Here is a 15,460-nt window from a genome sequence, read left to right as displayed (position 1 = left end):
TAGGTGAAATATGCGTACACTCTATCATCCAAATCGAGAAGAAATTCAATTTTCTTCTGTCTTATATGCACTTAGCGATCAAATTCGTTTACAAATTGTAAATATTTTACTAGAGAAAAATGAACAATCTTGTGGTGCTTTAAACATCCCTGTTGCAAAATCAACTTTATCTCACCATTTCAAAGTTTTACGTGAGTCAGGTGTTATGTACACGCGCCTTGAAGGAACACAACGTTTCATTTCAATTCGTGAAGAAGATTTAAATGCTAGATTCCCAGGTTTATTACAAGTTGTATTACATGCGACAGAGCCATATTAAAAAAACATCTCATATTCATATGAGATGTTTTTTTAATATGGCTATTCTTTTAATAAATCTATTAATCCATTCCCTTCAGATGTACGTTCGTACCCTAAAGGTACAGTTCTTTTAATGAGTCGTGCATATATTTCCGGCTCCGATAACTTTCGACCGTATTCTTTCTCACACTGTTTAATGAGCAAGGCGAGCGCTCCAGCAACATGCGGCGTCGCCATGGAAGTTCCACTTAACACAGCATATTTTCCTTCTGGATACGTAGATAATATTTCATCACCTGGCGCTACTAGATCAATTTCTTGATTTGAATTACTAAAACATGCAATCTTCCGCTCTAAATTAACAGCACCAACTTCAATTACCTCGGAGTACGCACCCGGAAAGTCTAGTTCCTCTGTTTCATCATCGCAATCTCCATTATTTCCAGCAGCACATACAACGAGAACATCTTGCTTTACCGCATTTTGAATTGCTTCATGTAATTCTGGAACATCTTGCGGACCACCAAGTGACATTGAAATAATTCTCACTTTCTCTTGATTCGGCCCTCTCCAATTTACAGCATAATGAATTGCCTCAATAATTTGCTCATAACTTCCAGAACCATCTCCCGCTAAAACTTTTAATACTAACATTTTAGCAAGTGGTGCAACTCCTAATACACCGACACCATTTTCAGTCGCGGCAATCGTTCCCGCAACATGAGTACCATGTCCGTTATTATCAAGATACACATTTGGATCAGCTTCATAATCTTTTGTGAAATTTCTTCCGCCGATAATACGATCCTTTAAATCTATATGATTAGTATCACACCCTGTATCTAATACGGCAACGACTACATCTTGCCCCTTCACACTCTTTTCCCATACTTGCGGAGCGTGCATCAGTTGTACACCTGGTGGAATTTCATTTACTTGTTCTACCACCTTATTTACGGTAAACGGAATCAATTGTATACCTTTTTGTTTATTCACTGTACTACTCATCGTAATCCCTCCTGAAAATGTATTATTTTCATTTCAGACCACTTTTGAATACGTGTAAATGTAACATTCGTTTTATTCTTTTTGTTTTCCTTCTTTTCAAATATTTCTCAACATCATTTACTACCTCTATAATACTTTTTTATTTTCCCTATGATTTGTAGGAAGTAACAACCCGGGTCGTTCAACTAATAACCAAAATAAGAGGACCAATTAATGGTCCTCTTACAGTCTTTTAAAAGAATGATATGTATTTGAAAAATAATATAAATTAAGACTAAACCTCACTCTTGTTTAAAAACTTTTCTATTTCTTTTACTAAATATTCCGCTCCCTCTATCCCAACTGTAATATTTCCATTTGCTAATGTAATATTCTGCCCTGAAACATCACCTGTGATTTGGCAAGCATTGTAAGGTTGATATTTTTGTAAAATGATTTTATCTGCTTCTACAAAAATTTCAAGCGGTGATTTAATTTGTATTCCCAATACATCGCGTAATTCTTTAGGGATAACAATTCGTCCTAATTCGTCTACTTTTCGAATAACTCCTGTTGCTTTCATATTTCTCCCCCCTTACTCTCTATTAATTTTTTCGCCTCGCTTTTTCCATTTTATCACTTTTTGACAATACTTGCCTCTTTTTAGAAAATTTTGTACTCGAGTTAAAAAACACATTTAATGCATACGTAATCTCTCTTTCAATTGTTTTACATAACGGGATCTTATAAGTAAGAAGTATACAACTTGAATACCTATGAAAACACTTAATACAACTGTATTTTCTTTAAACAATGAGTACTCAAACATTTGCCCTAACGCCGTTAAGGCTACTGCTCCATGTAATGTTGCAACACCAATTGGAACGAAGAATAAAAGCGCCAATCGAATTGTAACTACCTTCGATAATTCCCTACTTGTCAATCCAACTTTACGAATCATTTCGAACAAACGAACATCATCCTCCAAATCGGAGAATAAACGGAAGTAAAGGAAACTTCCTGCGCAAACGAAAAATACTATACCAATAAAGAAACCTACAAATAAAATCGGTCCTGCAATTTGTAAACTTTGGTTTTGCTCGTACTCTTCCGCACTAAACGTTGAATATTCTTGATACGGTTTAATTTGATGCGTAAGCTCTTTACCAATTTCAATCTCATCTTTCGTTCTTTCAGTTTTATACATATAATCTTTTGTCTCTATAAACCCATCTTGTAATGAATCATATTGATTATTAGAGATTACATAAACATTTCCTCTTAATATTTTCCCCAATGAAGATGAAGTAACTTTTTTCACTTTTAAATTTTCATTCATATTAGGTAAAGTAATTTCTTTTCTTTCTTTCATCGTTGGCCCTGGTATATTAGCTGACAAAAATACACCTTCTTTATTTGCTACAGTATTAAATGGTTCTTCTGTTAACTTTGCATATTTCTTATAGTCTGATTCTTTTATAAAAATGGCGCTTCTTAACGACTGTTCCTCCGTTTTCTTTGTCGAAATATTAGTTTTTGAAGCTGCTATACTATGTTTCTTTAATCCTTTGTCAATCATTTGTATATGCTGTGATTCGTTACTATTCCCTTGCTTAGAATGGTAATGAAACGAAATCGGTCTCTCCATTATCCCTTTCGTCATGGATGCGAAGCCAACTAATGTCCCTATTGCGGAAAATGCTACAGTAGAAATAATGGTTACAATAAAGAACATTCTTGCGTTATCTCTCATGCGATACGCTAAATCTGATAACGTAATAATATTAGTCTGTGTCCAATAGAAACGTTTACTTTTTTTACATAATCGAATAATAAAGACACTCAGCTGCTTGTACAACAAATACGTCCCAATAATAACTACCGTTGTAACAGGAATCATCATAATAAATACCATTGCGCCATGCGATAGAAGAGCTCCTACATAGCCAGCACTAAGCAATACTACTGCTAATATTGAAGAAATGATTGATGCTTTCGGTTCCGGTTTTGCCTCTGCTGACCCTCTAAACAACTTCATAATTTTATTTTTACGAATCATTCCTGCACTAAACAATGATATGATCATAAATAATATGAAAAACATAATACTTGTTACAACAATTGCTTTCATCGGTATGTAATAAGATAAGGAGATATCTAGTTTTAATATCATCGGGGCGACAAATAGTAATACCCCTGAAAATAACATACCTGAAAGAATACCAAAAATAATTGCCCCTATTCCAATCATAATATTTTCAAAAAAGATCAGACGCTTTAATTGATATTTCGTCATACCTAGCATCATTAAAATTCCTAGTTCATGCTTTCTCGTTTTTAAAAACATTCCCATCGAATATAAAATAAAGAAGAATGTAAATAAGTAAATAATAGACTGTGCAAAAGACATACTTACGAATACGTACTGACCTAATTCTCCTGCACTTAATGCCGGATGAAACGCAAAAAATGAATACACAAAAAAGGCCATAATTGCAAATGCACTACTCAAAAAATAGGCTGAGTATGTCCGTCTATTTCGGGTTACATTCCGATATGCTAGTTCTCTAATGTTCATATTACTTCTCCGCCCTTCTACTATCTATGTTTTTATATTAGTAAAGTGCGGAAATACCTTCCATCGATTCAAATGACAAAAACCTTACATTTTTGAAAGGTTTAAAAAAATTGCTTATACGTAGTACTTTATTTATAATGACTACATTCATATTCATACACACATCCTATTGTATATTCGTTAATTTTGCGAAATAATAAAGGATAGAAGTATGTACCATTATACATATAAACTTAATTACCGCTTTAATATGAATAGGAGGAAACATAATGACATTACAAGAACAGATTATGAAAGCATTACATGTTCAGCCTGTAATTGATCCAAAAATTGAAATTCGTAAACGAGTTGATTTCTTAAAGGATTATGTAAAAAAAACAGGTGCAAAAGGATTTGTACTTGGTATTAGCGGCGGACAAGACTCTACATTAGCAGGACGCTTAGCACAACTTGCAGTTGAAGAAATTCGTAACGAAGGTGGTAATGCAACGTTTATCGCCGTGCGTCTTCCTTATAAAGTACAAAAAGATGAAGATGATGCACAATTAGCATTACAATTCATTCAAGCAGATCAATCTGTTGCATTTGATATTGCTTCAACTGTTGATGCTTTTTCAAATCAATATGAAAACTTATTGGGTGAATCATTAACAGATTTCAATAAGGGTAACGTGAAAGCACGTATCCGTATGGTTACTCAATATGCAATTGGTGGACAAAAAGGGCTACTTGTTATCGGAACAGATCACGCTGCAGAAGCTGTAACAGGGTTCTTTACAAAATTCGGAGATGGTGGTGCAGATTTATTACCATTAACGGGATTAACGAAGCGCCAAGGACGTGCATTATTACAAGAGTTAGGTGCAGACGAGCGACTGTACTTAAAAATGCCAACAGCTGATTTATTAGATGAAAAACCAGGTCAAGCTGATGAAACAGAGTTAGGTATTACTTATGATCAATTAGATGATTATTTAGAAGGTAAAGCAGTTCCAGCTGACGTTGCAGAGAAAATTGAAAAACGTTACACAGTGAGTGAGCATAAAAGACAAGTACCAGCGTCAATGTTTGATGATTGGTGGAAATAAATTAAACATAAAAAAGAAGCTAATCTTCATTTAGCTTCTTTTTTATATGTTAACGATATACCCCTACTCTTTTCTCCAATAAATCTTGCAGGCAATCTTCATGTTGTTTACAAAATAACGGTGGCATGTCGTCTAACGGGAAAAACTTCAAATCCAACGTTTCATCACCATCTACTTTTTTGTCACCTCCAACTATTGAGAATGAAAAGAACATCACAATTGACTGGGCCTTGTCTCCATTTGGATATGATTGAAAATATTTTGTATACACTCCAATAAGCTCATTTATTTCTACATCATACCCGGTTTCTTCTTTTATTTCTCGGATTGCAGTTTCCGCAGCTGATTCCCCTATCTCCATTGCGCCACCTGGAAATCCCCAAGCGTTAAAGTCTCCTCTTTTTTGCAGTAATACTTCTCCTTCTTTATTAAATACACAACCACCGGCAAAGTTTAAGAAAACATAATCATGTCCTACTTTTTCACGTAATTCTTTTATATAATTGGCCATTCTCTTTCCCCTTTTCATACTTCTTCTATCGCTATTTCTTATCTTTTTCAAGCAATTCAATAATTCGATCTAGCTTCTGGTTCATATTAATCACGTGGTGTTTCTTTGCAGCACTGCTTTGTAATACTCTTCTAATAAACAAAGTAAATGATATGAAAAACAAAACGATAAGTCCGATTACTAAACAAGTATATATCAATGTAAATATATTACTTTCAAACAAGTTCATTCCGCATTCACATCCTCTCCTTTTTATTTTATCACATAATTCTCAATATTTTAAAGTGATCAACAAATATAAAAAGAGCATCTTTTACAGATGCTCTTTCTCATTGCTTAATACGTAAATGTAATTGTCGCTAATGAATAACCCGCTAATGCACTATAAGGTGCTACTTGATAAGACACACGCTTTGCACCTTTTGGCCAATTTATTTCATTTAATACTTTCTTTATATCTTGCATCGTTCCATCCATGGACTGCTTATATCGTACTTCTACTTTTTCTGGTTTGGCTGCAAACTGTTGCTGTAACTTTTTCTTAAATTCATTATAATTTTCTGCTCCGTATTCTGCAGATAAGTATTGTAAATTTGTTTCTTTTAACATTTGCTCATATACGACAGTTTTTGAGCTACCAGCTTTTATTTTATTTGTTAATTCACCAAAATAACTTGTAGTTGCTGCTGGATATTTACTACGATCCCAGTCGTGATCTTTACTTAACTGTTCGTCAGACATGTTAAAATATGAGTAAGTTACACGCCCTGCTTTATCTGGTACTGGATCATCAAATGTAGTATCTAGGTGATACCATTTGTTTTCAATGTTCACTAAATTCCACGCGTGAGCTTGTCCGTTTCCTGTGCCTGTTACAATATGATTTTGAATACCTGCCTCTTTTAACAACTCATACGTTAATAATGTATATCCTTGGCAAACGGCAGAACGATTCGCTAATGCTTCATATGCTGTATACGCTTGATAAGACGTATCATAAGACACATGCTTAACAACGTAATCGTGAATAGCTTTTACTTTCTCATGCTCATCCATCCCTGGTTTTACAATTGATCCAACAATTGATTTCGCCTGAGCTTTTACATATTGAGTTTGTTCTTTTGATTCACGGTATTTTACTTGCAGTGTAAACGTATAGTCCCCTGGCATTCCTTTAATAGAATATCTAGTAGACGCTACATTATATTTTACATACTCATCAGCATCTACAATTTTATTAAACTCACCATACAATTGATCCATAATATTTCTAGCATTTCTATCTTTTGTTTTATATGTGATTGTAATATTTTCTTCTCGATTATCAATCTGTTTTTTTAATTCTTTTCTGAAATCATCTAATAACTTTACATCTGATTGTGCTGTCACTGTAGTCGGATTTGTAGCTGCATAAGATACAGATGACGCTTGTAAGCCTCCCATTACTATAGTTGAACAAAGTGCGGCAGCTGTCACATACTTACTTGTCTTTCCCATCTTGTCACTCCTTACATTCTATAACTATACGAAAAAGTATCGTATAGTTTCAGAGTATACAATACTTTTTCGTATAGGTCATATGAGATTATGCATATTAATTAATTCACATAAAAAGGTTGTTCTTTTTAAAAGAACAACCTTTTTTCATTAGCAAGTTTGTAATACGCAGCATGTATTTTCAAAACGTTGATTTTTCAAATCTTCATTACTAATACAGAAATATAGCATCCCTAGTTCTCCCCAAACCATATTACAATTTTTATGATCTGAATCAATTTGGAATAAAAGAGTCATTTGCTGTGGGTCTACTCCCATATATTCTCCTGTCTCATATAACACTTCCTCTTGTACAGAGAATGGCTCACCAAACATTTGATGGTTATCGTAGTTATCCGGAATTAGCTCTTCAAGTAATTGCAAGAAACGATCTGAATCAGCCTCATCTTCAATGAAAAGCTCTGGTAATTTGTATGTCAGTTCAAAAGTAATTGCACACTGGTTATATTTCGCTTGTACTTCATTTTCTCTTCGTAATTGCTCTACAGGAACATCATAATAAAGTACACGCCCAGCCTCTGTTAGATTCACATTTTCTTCAAAATAATTTTCGATGCAAAAGAAATACAGCATCCCCGTCTTAGGAAGATTGTGATCCATACCAACGTTTTGTAAATCACTTAAGTTAAATTGCGCGATAAATTGTAGTGGATTTCCTTTATGCTTTGGATATTCAAATAAAGCTGGTAAATCAGGAACTCCTCCCATTTTCGAACTACCTATCGCAACAGTTTCCTGCTGCTTTGGCACAACTTTTATACAAGGAAATACAGTATTAATAAGTTCCTCTTTCAAGTGTGTTAGTTCATATTTATCAATTAATACTTCAATTTTTTTATTCATAAATTCTCCTTACATTTACATACTTATTTATATCATAGTACAAAGATTATACTTCATTCTTTACAAAATCAACAAGCCTCCAAAAAACGGGCTTATCCTTCGTACGCGAACAAGTTTAAAAAAGCATACTATACATTGTTCCTACAAACACGATAATTCTTTAATTCTTCCAGTACATTTTCCCCTCGTTCATTTTTAAATATAAGGAGGAATTCCACATGGGTTACGGATATAGTTGCTGTGGTTACGGATACGGTGGCGGCGGTTGTGGTTACGGAGGTTTCGCTTTATTAATCGTTTTATTTATCCTTCTAATCATCATCGGAGCTAGCTGTTGGGGCGGCTTTGTAGGCTGCTAGTAAACTTAAAAACCATTGTAAAAAAGCACGTACAATACGTGCTTTTTTGCCATTTCCAAATCTTTTATTTGAAAGGAAGTATGTTTAATGAAGATTGATGGTGTTTTTGAAGGAGGCGGTGTGCGCGGTATTGCGCATGTTGGGGCAATTTGCGCGTTAGCCGAAAAAGGTTATGAATGGGAACGTGTAGCTGGTACATCGGCTGGTTCGATTATTGCAGCACTTGTAGCGGCAGGATATTCTTGTTCAGAGTTAAAAACGATTATAACTGATATTGATTATAATAAATTTATGAAAAAAACTTTTATTGATAGAATTCCTTTTATCGGTAAGGGGCTAAGTGCATGGACTACTCTAGGTATATACTCTAATGCATTTATAGAAGAATGGATTGAAGAATTGCTTCGAAAAAAAGGTATTCATTTATTTACTGATTTACCGGATCTAAACAAACTCAAAATCATCGCCTCTGATATTAGTAATGGTAAAATGGTTGTCTTTCCTGACGACTTACCAAACTACGGATTTTTAAATTATCGCTTCTCTATCGCTAAAGCGGTAAGAATGAGTAGTACAATCCCCTTCTTCTTTGAACCCGTAAAATGGAGAACTCCAAAATGGAAGCAGCCTTGTTATATGGTTGATGGAGGAATTCTAAGTAATTATCCAATTTGGATCTTCGATTCACCTACCGCTCCTCGCTGGCCGACTTTCGGATTTCATTTTGTAAAAGATGAGATTCAAGCTGATCCTGCTCACTATAACGAGCCTATTTCCATGTTCAAAGGACTATTTAAAACAATGATGCAAGCTCATGATTTACGTCATTTAGACAAGGAATCAAAAGCAAGAACAATTACAATTCCAACAGGGGCTATTACTAGTACAAACTTCGACTTAACAAAGGAAGAAAAAGAGTGGCTATACAATTCTGGTTATAATGCCGCAAATAAGTTTTTACAATCGTGGAACTTCAGACAATATATTGATGACTATAGAAACGGAAAGCAGGATAGAAAATCAAATCGTTACTTCCGTCAACTTGACTCATAATACTATTGCTTTTCATACGAGAACACGTAACGCTTTCAAAAAAATAAGCCTAGTAATAATATATTACTAGGCTTATTTACTTTCTGCATCATTATTATACGTTGTTTAAGGATACGTTAACCCTTCTGCTTCCTCTGCAGTAATAACTGTGTATCGATTTCCCGTTCGTAATCCTAACAATTCTGCTTTTTCAATTGCTTCCTCCTTCGTCTCCGCATAAGCAGCTAAATATTTTTCTCCATTGATAATTTGGCAAATTACATATTGTTTCATTACTTTCTCCTCTTACTTTTTCATTAGTTGTGCAAGTTTTTTTATACCTATTTCAATTTCTTCTAACGTTGCGTATGAATACGATAGGCGCAAAAATTGATTTGCACTTCTATCATATAAAGTACCTGGGTTTAATAAAACCTTTTCTTGCAGAGCTTTATCAAATAAACTGCGATATGAAATGGGTACTTTTATATGTACCCATATATAAAACCCACCTGTTGGCTCATGCCAAGTTGCTATTTCACGAAGATATTTATCTAACATTAGTAACATAAAATCTCTTCGTTTTTTCAATTCACTTCTTACAAATCGCAAATGCTGATCATATAGACCATTTGTAAACCACTCTGCTGCAATTTGCTGGGATATAGTGCTTGAGCCATAATCTGTTTGCATTTTTATGTCTGACAATCTTTGAATTACTGGCTCAGGTCCAACAATCCATCCAATTCTTAAACCTGGACTAATCACTTTGGACATGCTTCCAATATGTAGTACGATTCCATTTTTATCATAGGCTTTTAAAGGTTTCGAACAAGGTGCATCAAACCATAAGTCTTGATACACTGCGTCCTCTATAATAGGTAATCCAATTTCATTACATACTTCCATTATTTCTTTTCGCTTCTTAGTATTCATACTAAAATTCGTCGGATTATGAAACGACGGGATTGTATATAAAATAGAGGCATTGAATTGCTTCTTATATTTCTCAATATATGATGTATATAAGCCGCTCTCATCCATTGGGATTCCAATTAAACGTACTCCTGCTGATTGAAAAACATTAAGTGAATATAAATAAGATGGTTTCTCTAATAAGATTGATGCCCCTTTCGAAAGAAGACCCATAGAAATAAGTTGCAGCGCTTGAATCGCTCCTGAAACAATTAATATAGAGGCAGGAGATACATATACACCATGCCCCTGTAAGTATTCGGAAATCTTTTCCCTTAAATACAGATTTCCTTTCGGCTCTTCATACCCAAGCGTCACATTTGACTTTAAAAGCTTATTCATAATTTCTTTCATCTTTTTCTCAGGTAAGAGACTTGGCGCGAGCTCACCTGTTCCTAATCGGATTACATGTGGATAAAATTCAGCTTGATTAATCTCCTGAATAGCTGGGAGATTCGGATAATGAAGTCCTGTTTCTACATAAGACTGCCAATTAGGCGGGGGTGCGTAAGGTGAAGCATTCTCATTATTATTTACAACAATTGTTCCTTTCCTGCCATTCCCTTCAATGTATCCCTTTGCAACTAGTTCATCGAAAGCCATTACAATTGTGCTTCGATTCACACCAAATGTATGTGCCAAATCTCTTTGTGAAGGTAATTTCGTTCCAACGGTCCATTCTCCATTAACGATCCTTTCTTTTATATACGTTTCTATTTGTTTATACAGAGGAGTCGCTAGAGACATATTCGGTTTCCAAACGAATCTTTCCATTATATCACCTTATATTCTTTTTGGTTGGTAACCTCCCCAACCATATGGATGGATACAAATTTTCATTTCTTCTATACAATATACACTATCATAATGAATTAAAATAGGAGGTAATATGATGAGTGAAGCAATTATTCATGGTATCATTCTTGCATTTGGACTTATCATTCCATTAGGTGTACAAAATGTTTTTGTCTTCAACCAAGGTGCGAGCCAACCAAACATTTGGAGGGCAGCACCCGTAGTATTAACTGCCTCTATATGTGATACGTTACTCATATTGATTGCAGTGCAAGGTGTCTCCCTTGTACTCCTTACTTTTTCTTGGCTAACTAACTCGTTATATATAATTGGATTTTTCTTTCTCCTATACATGGGCTTTGTTATTTGGAGAAGTAACCCTTCCAACGATGTAAAACAAGAAAAAAGTATGCCCTTAAAAAAGCAAATTCTTTTCGCAGCATCCGTTTCGTTATTAAATCCACATGCTATTTTAGACACAATCGGTGTAATTGGAACAAATTCTATTCAATACATAGGAAGTGAAAAATGGGCTTTCACACTTGCAACTATTATCGTTTCTTGGATTTGGTTTATAAGCTTAGCTTTAGCGGGGAAATTTCTAAAAAGAATAGACTCAACCGGAAAGACAATTTTATTATTAAATAAATTTTCTGGTCTCATCATATGGGGTGTCGCGCTTTATATGTTAAAACAAGTTATTTATTCTTAATGAACGAAAGAGAATTGCATGTTACTAAAAACATCATGCAATTCTCTTACAAATTATGAAGTAGGTTCCGGTTTCTGTTTTACCTTCTTTGCATCTTTTGCTGGTTTAATCCAAATGATTGCTATGACAGCACCAATGGCAGCGAAAATACTTGTCAAATAAAACACTTCATGGTCCGCCCCTTTCATGAAAAAAGAATATAAAGGTGGTCCAGCTGCTACACCGATAAATCGCATTGAACTATAAAATGACGTAACCGTTCCCCTTTGCTCCTTTTCAATTCCTTGTGTAATGAGGGCATCTAAACATGGGAGTGCCATACCAATTCCTATCCCCATAATAACGAGACAAAGAAGTAGTAAATAAATCCCTTTTATAAATAAAGGAATGATGACTGATGCAGCTGCCATTAAAAAACCAATATAAATACACTTCTTCATAACATTTTGATTATCTCCAATTTTTTTACCGGCCATATATGAACTAAGTGACAGTACAAGTAACGGGATAGCAAGCACACACCCTTTCCATATACCATGAATGTCATACTTTGATTCCAGTATAGTCGACAAATAAAAGAGAATTCCGAATAAAATAAGCATAATAATTGCACCTAATGCAAAAATGGCAATTAACCATCTTCCTTTTTCTCGAAACGTAGACAGAATAGATTTTATAAACTCTTTAAGTGGTGGTACTTCTCCTTCTTGTTTCTTTGCCTTTACTAGAACAAGTAACAAAACAATTGATATGACACATAAAACTGGAATCGCCCAAAATGGTAAGAACCATACAATGGCAGCAAGAGCAGATCCTAAAATAGGGCTCAGCACTTTTCCAAATGTATTGGATGTCTCAATGATTCCCAAGCCTGTACTAACTTGTTTTTCGTCTTTGTATAAATCACCAACACACGGTATAACAACCGGCATTGCACCAGCAGCACCAATACCTTGAATCGCTCTACCGATTAATATCCAAGTGTAGGGATTATCAACTTTCCAAGATACCCAACCAGTTATCGCTCCTCCTATAGCCGCAATCAGCAAACTCGGAACCATTACCATCTTTCGTCCCCATCTATCTGATAAATAACCAGCAATCGGTATAAGTAAAATGGCTACGATAGAGTAAATTGTAATAATCATGGATACTTGAAACGATGAAATATGTAATTTCTTTTCAATTGTCGGCAAGATTGGAATGAGCATTGAATTCCCTAATGTCATGACAAGTGGAACTGATGCAAGCGCAATTAAACAACAGTTTTCTTTTTTTAACATGTTGATTTCGGAACCTTTCATCATATATTTCTTATCATATAATAGCCCTGCTGGAACATAATTTTCATTCCACCAGGGCTATTACATCTTTAATACTTCCCATTCACAACAAAAGAAATTGGGTAAAATATAGTATTACTTCTATTCTTTGAATTCTGTTCGCAATATATTCATACCAATTAATTGAAAAAAAAAAAGAAAGGAAGAATCCTTCCTTTCTCCTATAACCTTCTACATTTAGCGAGTATATCCGCCACCAAGCTGTTGTTCTGCCATCGCTACTAGGCGTTTTGTGATTTCACCGCCTACAGAACCGTTTGCACGTGAAGAAGTATCAGCTCCAAGTTGTACACCGAACTCTTGTGCAATTTCATACTTCATTTGATCTAAAGCTGCTTGTGCTCCATGTGATGCTAATTGATTAGAATTACGATTTCTAGCCATTACCAATCACCTCCTTATTTATATATAAATTGTGTTAAATTCAAATTAAAATACATGGAAATTTTTGGTTATTTCTTACCATAAAAAAAGAGCCTCTAAAACGAGACTCTAACATCATTTCACATTACGAAGTTACTACTTCTAATTTTCTATTTATTAATACTTTCATTTCTTCTTTTAATATCTCTTTTGAATTATGTCCAAACCATTCTAAGGAAGCAAAAAGATCCGTACCTCTCACTTCCTGAATAATCTCATCATAATTTACAATACCTTCAAATAACGGAACCATACCAATACGACTTCCTGCTGCAGCATATACATTATTAGGTTCAAACACATGCAAATAATCCGCTGAAGATATATTCTTAAAATGGTAATGTAGTGTCCACGGCTTTAATCGCTGGAAACTGTCTATTGGATCTGCGCCAGACTCCCATATATGAAGAAAATCAAGATTTATTTTTAAATTCGGATGATTTACTTCTTCTAATAGTTCTATAGTAGAAGGCAATGTGTCCGTTAGTGTATTGGGATGTGTTTCTAACAGCACATACATATTGTGCTGAGCAAACACATCACAAATCTTACGTATTCGCTTCACATACTCTTTTCTCTCTTGTTCCGAGAAGTCATTGCTCCCTTTTTGCCCAGCAAACGTGCGAATTTTATTCGTATTAAACCAATTAGCTAGTACTACAAGTTGTCCACTTTTCTCTATCGTTTTTTCAAAATCTGCTGATAATGATATATCTAAGTAATCACTTATCATCGTAATTTCTAAGTTTTTATCCTTTAGAAAATTCAATTCTCGTTCTGTCGTTTCACGTTCTTGCATGTACAAATTTTGTGCATGCGTCCCCCATAATTCAATTCCTTCAAAACCGTTTTCATATGCAAATTGAACAATATCAGTAAATGAAATTAATTGATGACGAAATGAAATGGTACATAGCGAATATTTCATAGTATTAAACTCCCCTATCTTAAATTCAGTTAGCTTATTAAAGAGTTGCGACAGATTGATTTGTTTTCATACCTTTCCATGATAGAAACTGTCTCTCTAATTCCTTCTTAATTTGCAGTTCAATTGCATTCATTTCATCCAGTTTTTCAATAATCGATACTAGCATACCTTTATTATTCGTCATTGCCATTTTAATTGCACGATACTGTACATTTGTAAATCCTTGTACAATATCCTCTACCCGATCACACCAATAATCAAATTCTTGCTCCGAATATTGCAACGTTTCACGGAAGTATGCAAAGGCATGCTCATAACTATATTTACGAATTGCAAGTACTGGTATTTGTTTTACTGCTGCTACAAGTCCAGAAAGCGCATATCCTTCTTCCTCATTTGCCATTTTTACAATTAAATTTTTCAGTTCCATAGTCAGTTCATTGTCGTTCTTTTTGAATGTTTCTGTGAAATAATTAGCTACTGTTTCTTGCGTTGGCTCCCCAATTCCTTCTATATCAATGAAATAACCTCCACCAAATGGGTTATCTTGAATAGAGTGAAGTACTTTTTCTCTTTCCATATTTCCTTCCCAACGAAAATCAGGATCTAGCATGAACCACTCTTCTTCTTTCTCTGTTTTTGATATCATTAAATAATGTGGAAACGGTTTTTGATGAAATTTATTTTCCCTCTCTGGTAATAGAGACATATCAACCATTACAATGACATAACGATTTTCCGGCTTGTTTTCTACTAATTCTAAAAACGTTTCTACATTGCTATCTTTATCTTTTGCATGATCATACCATTCGTTTACTTTAATACCGTACAATTTTTCAAACCAAAGTAAATAATGATCATGGTTAATGTTTTCAGAGTGATATGAAATAATTCCGCCTTCTGTTATATCAAAATCTCCATCCCATAGTCCAAAATAAAATGGACGAAAATCAATGTCGCTACGCCTTTTTATAATTTCACAAAAACAACTCACTAAACAGTGCACTTTAATTGAAGTCATACTCTCAT

The 15,460-nt window shown here is 34.4% G+C and carries 18 protein-coding genes; 5 read left to right on the top strand and 13 right to left on the bottom strand.

What is annotated here, in order from left to right; translation table 11 throughout:
- Positions 1 to 10 precede the first annotated feature (10 nt).
- On the top strand, positions 11 to 319 hold the full coding sequence (locus AXW78_RS09730; RefSeq protein WP_046945368.1) for an ArsR/SmtB family transcription factor: 309 nt from the start codon (positions 11 to 13) through the stop codon (positions 317 to 319).
- Between the two features lie 41 nt (positions 320 to 360).
- Here the strand turns inward: AXW78_RS09730 and AXW78_RS09725 are convergent, their stop codons facing one another.
- From AXW78_RS09725 to AXW78_RS09715, 3 genes are all read right to left on the bottom strand, one after another.
- A complete protein-coding gene (locus tag AXW78_RS09725; protein WP_061884079.1) occupies positions 361 to 1,308 on the bottom strand; it encodes a serine protease in 948 nt (315 codons plus the stop codon).
- Between the two features lie 274 nt (positions 1,309 to 1,582).
- Entirely contained in the window at positions 1,583 to 1,870 is a 288-nt protein-coding gene (locus AXW78_RS09720; protein WP_000648325.1) for an AbrB/MazE/SpoVT family DNA-binding domain-containing protein, read from the bottom strand.
- 114 nt (positions 1,871 to 1,984) lie between these two features.
- On the bottom strand, positions 1,985 to 3,865 hold the full coding sequence (locus tag AXW78_RS09715; protein ID WP_061884078.1) for an FtsX-like permease family protein: 1,881 nt from the start codon (positions 3,863 to 3,865) through the stop codon (positions 1,985 to 1,987).
- Positions 3,866 to 4,134: 269 nt separating this feature from the next.
- On the opposite strand from AXW78_RS09715, the gene nadE reads away from it, so the two are divergent.
- Entirely contained in the window at positions 4,135 to 4,953 is an 819-nt protein-coding gene (gene nadE / locus AXW78_RS09710; RefSeq protein WP_000174891.1) for an NAD(+) synthase, read from the top strand.
- 49 nt (positions 4,954 to 5,002) lie between these two features.
- Here nadE and AXW78_RS09705 read toward each other — a convergent pair whose 3' ends face one another.
- The 4 genes from AXW78_RS09705 to AXW78_RS09690 form a co-directional block, all read right to left on the bottom strand.
- Complete coding sequence (locus AXW78_RS09705) at positions 5,003 to 5,464, bottom strand: NUDIX hydrolase (RefSeq protein ID WP_000024999.1); 462 nt, start codon at positions 5,462 to 5,464, stop codon at positions 5,003 to 5,005.
- A 31-nt stretch (positions 5,465 to 5,495) separates the two neighbouring features.
- Positions 5,496 to 5,693 (bottom strand): DUF4083 domain-containing protein, encoded by a 198-nt coding sequence (locus AXW78_RS09700; RefSeq protein ID WP_001048102.1) that lies wholly within the window; start codon positions 5,691 to 5,693, stop codon positions 5,496 to 5,498.
- 107 nt (positions 5,694 to 5,800) lie between these two features.
- Positions 5,801 to 6,961, bottom strand: coding sequence for a transglutaminase domain-containing protein (locus AXW78_RS09695; RefSeq protein WP_000520860.1), 1,161 nt, complete (start codon positions 6,959 to 6,961; stop codon positions 5,801 to 5,803).
- 150 nt (positions 6,962 to 7,111) lie between these two features.
- Positions 7,112 to 7,864, bottom strand: a complete 753-nt coding sequence (locus AXW78_RS09690; RefSeq protein ID WP_001034839.1) for a YwqG family protein — start codon at positions 7,862 to 7,864, stop codon at positions 7,112 to 7,114.
- Positions 7,865 to 8,082: 218 nt separating this feature from the next.
- On the opposite strand from AXW78_RS09690, the gene AXW78_RS09685 reads away from it, so the two are divergent.
- Positions 8,083 to 8,223 carry a YjcZ family sporulation protein gene (locus AXW78_RS09685; protein ID WP_000540419.1) on the top strand — a complete coding sequence of 47 codons (141 nt, stop codon included), beginning with the start codon at positions 8,083 to 8,085 and terminating at the stop codon, positions 8,221 to 8,223.
- Between the two features lie 87 nt (positions 8,224 to 8,310).
- A complete protein-coding gene (locus AXW78_RS09680; protein WP_000686821.1) occupies positions 8,311 to 9,276 on the top strand; it encodes a patatin-like phospholipase family protein in 966 nt (321 codons plus the stop codon).
- Positions 9,277 to 9,381: 105 nt separating this feature from the next.
- Here AXW78_RS09680 and AXW78_RS09675 read toward each other — a convergent pair whose 3' ends face one another.
- Positions 9,382 to 9,549 carry a DUF3933 family protein gene (locus AXW78_RS09675; RefSeq protein ID WP_000816377.1) on the bottom strand — a complete coding sequence of 56 codons (168 nt, stop codon included), beginning with the start codon at positions 9,547 to 9,549 and terminating at the stop codon, positions 9,382 to 9,384.
- Between the two features lie 12 nt (positions 9,550 to 9,561).
- Positions 9,562 to 11,004: an aminotransferase-like domain-containing protein gene (locus AXW78_RS09670; RefSeq protein ID WP_000439408.1), complete on the bottom strand. Its 1,443-nt coding sequence runs from the start codon at positions 11,002 to 11,004 to the stop codon at positions 9,562 to 9,564.
- A gap of 118 nt (positions 11,005 to 11,122) precedes the next feature.
- On the opposite strand from AXW78_RS09670, the gene AXW78_RS09665 reads away from it, so the two are divergent.
- Entirely contained in the window at positions 11,123 to 11,737 is a 615-nt protein-coding gene (locus tag AXW78_RS09665; protein ID WP_001287300.1) for a LysE/ArgO family amino acid transporter, read from the top strand.
- Between the two features lie 53 nt (positions 11,738 to 11,790).
- Here AXW78_RS09665 and AXW78_RS09660 read toward each other — a convergent pair whose 3' ends face one another.
- The 4 genes from AXW78_RS09660 to AXW78_RS09645 form a co-directional block, all read right to left on the bottom strand.
- Positions 11,791 to 13,020: a bacillibactin exporter BcbE gene (locus tag AXW78_RS09660; protein WP_002181649.1), complete on the bottom strand. Its 1,230-nt coding sequence runs from the start codon at positions 13,018 to 13,020 to the stop codon at positions 11,791 to 11,793.
- 237 nt (positions 13,021 to 13,257) lie between these two features.
- On the bottom strand, positions 13,258 to 13,464 hold the full coding sequence (locus tag AXW78_RS09655) for an alpha/beta-type small acid-soluble spore protein (RefSeq protein ID WP_000113545.1): 207 nt from the start codon (positions 13,462 to 13,464) through the stop codon (positions 13,258 to 13,260).
- 124 nt (positions 13,465 to 13,588) lie between these two features.
- The gene (locus AXW78_RS09650; RefSeq protein WP_061884077.1) at positions 13,589 to 14,431 is read right to left on the bottom strand and encodes a sugar phosphate isomerase/epimerase family protein; all 843 of its coding nucleotides are present in this window, start codon (positions 14,429 to 14,431) and stop codon (positions 13,589 to 13,591) included.
- Positions 14,432 to 14,468: 37 nt separating this feature from the next.
- Positions 14,469 to 15,452 (bottom strand): DUF6005 family protein, encoded by a 984-nt coding sequence (locus AXW78_RS09645; RefSeq protein WP_000200703.1) that lies wholly within the window; start codon positions 15,450 to 15,452, stop codon positions 14,469 to 14,471.
- Between the last annotated feature and the right edge of the window lie 8 nt (positions 15,453 to 15,460).

Source organism: Bacillus thuringiensis (assembly GCF_001595725.1).
GTDB lineage: Bacteria > Bacillota > Bacilli > Bacillales > Bacillaceae_G > Bacillus_A > Bacillus_A thuringiensis_K.
The sequence above is the reverse complement of the archived record's forward strand: the minus strand, read 5'-3'. Positions and strand labels throughout refer to the sequence as shown.